At 39.6% G+C, this 1,945-nt stretch carries 1 protein-coding gene; it reads left to right on the top strand.

Annotated features, from left to right (window positions below):
• The first annotated feature begins 55 nt into the window (after positions 1-55).
• The gene (locus HMPREF9420_RS01705; RefSeq protein WP_007133656.1) at positions 56-1,678 is read left to right on the top strand and encodes a malolactic enzyme; all 1,623 of its coding nucleotides are present in this window, start codon (positions 56-58) and stop codon (positions 1,676-1,678) included.
• Positions 1,679-1,945: the final 267 nt, after the last annotated feature.

Below are 1,945 nucleotides of genomic sequence, written 5' to 3'. Positions count from 1 at the left end.
AGATTCTAATAAGTAGGAGGGGTAACTTTTCTCTACTATTAAAAATTAAGAAAGTATGGGTATATTTAATGAAATCTTGAACAACCCTTTCGTTAACAAAGGAACAGCCTTTAGTATGGCTGAGCGTGAGAAATTAAATCTCGTAGGATTACTCCCTCCGGTTGTGCAGACACTTGAGGAACAGATAGAAAGAACATATCTGGAATATCAGAAAAAGGTAAATAATCTGGAGAAACGTGTATATTTGATGACACTTTTCAATACCAACCGCACTCTGTTTTATGCACTTATGGCGCAACACATCGAGGAGTTCATGCCGATTGTTTATGATCCGGTTGTTGCAGATGCTATTCGACAATACGACGAATTATTCATGAAGCCACAGGATGCAGGATTCCTCTCTATTGACCATCCTGAAGATATTGAGAAATCATTGCGCAATGCTTCAGAAGGAAGAGATATAAAACTCATTGTGGTTACTGATGCCGAGGCCATATTAGGTATAGGTGACTGGGGTGTAAATGGTGTTGCTATTGCCATTGGAAAACTAATGGTTTATACTGCAGCGGCTGGTATTAACCCTAATGAGGTATTGCCATTAGTACTTGATGTGGGAACTGATAATAAACAGTTGCTCGACAATCCTCTTTATTTAGGCACTCGTCATGAACGCGTTCGTGGTAAAAGATATCATGAATTTGTAGACAAGTTTGTTGAAACAGCAGAACGTCTCTTTCCGAACTTATACCTTCATTGGGAGGACTTTGGTCGCCCTAATGCAGCGGCCATTCTCGAACGCTACCAAAATAAGATTACAACATTCAATGATGATATACAGGGAACAGGTATAGTTGCTTTGGCGGGTATTCTCGGCGCACTGAATATCTCAAAACAGAAATTTACTAACCAATGTGTGATGGTGTTTGGTGCAGGAACAGCAGGCGCAGGTATTGCACATCAGATTTACGAAGAGTTTATGCAACAAGGACTATCTTCTGATGAGGCAAAGCAACATATTTATTTAGTAGATAAGCAGGGATTACTCACTGATGACATGACTGATTTGACAGAAGGACAGCAGTTCTTTGCACGCTCGACAAGTGATTTACAGGTGCCTCAACCTACTTTACTCGCAGCAGTTCGTGCTATTCGTCCTACCATATTAATAGGAACTTCTACATGTCCAGGAGCATTTACAGAAGAAATTGTGAAGGAAATGGCTGCACATACAGAACGTCCTATTATCTTCCCACTATCAAATCCAACAGAACTTGCAGAAGCAAAGGCTTCTAATTTGATAGAATGGACCGATGGACGTGCGCTCGTCGCTACTGGTATACCAAGCTCACCTGTCAATTATAAAGGAGTAACTTACACTATCGGACAGGCAAATAACGCTCTAATGTATCCTGGATTAGGACTGGGAGTGATAGCTTCTACTGCAAAATTAGTAGATCAATCACTATTATCGGCTGCAGCGCATGCATTAGGCGGAATTGTGGATGCATCACAACCAGGTGCAGCAGTACTCCCTCCTGTGAACAAAATAACTTCTTTTTCACAACATCTTGCTGAGGTGGTAGCACAATATGCTATTGATCATCAAAATACAAGAGAGAATATTACTGATGCACGTGCTGCTGTTGAGCGTATAAAATGGTATCCTAGTTATGAATAGTCGGGATATGCAAGTGATATTATATTGCTAAATATTACTGTCCGGTAAAACTTAAATTGAATAGAAATCCTTGCGGAATTGCCTTTTTTAGGTAATTCCGCATTTTTTGAAATTCAAGCCCCCTAATTAATCCTCCCTTATAAACCTAATATTCCTCTGATTCATAGTATATTATGCTATAAATTATGGTTCTTCCGTTAAATGGATAGATATATCTCATAAGTTAGGACATTTCAGTTAATTCCCTCTTAGAACTCTCCAAGGCAG

The sequence above is a fragment of the Segatella salivae DSM 15606 genome, assembly GCF_000185845.1.
In the GTDB taxonomy this organism is placed as follows: Bacteria; Bacteroidota; Bacteroidia; order Bacteroidales; family Bacteroidaceae; genus Prevotella; species Prevotella salivae.
The sequence above is the reverse complement of the archived record's forward strand: the minus strand, read 5'-3'. Positions and strand labels throughout refer to the sequence as shown.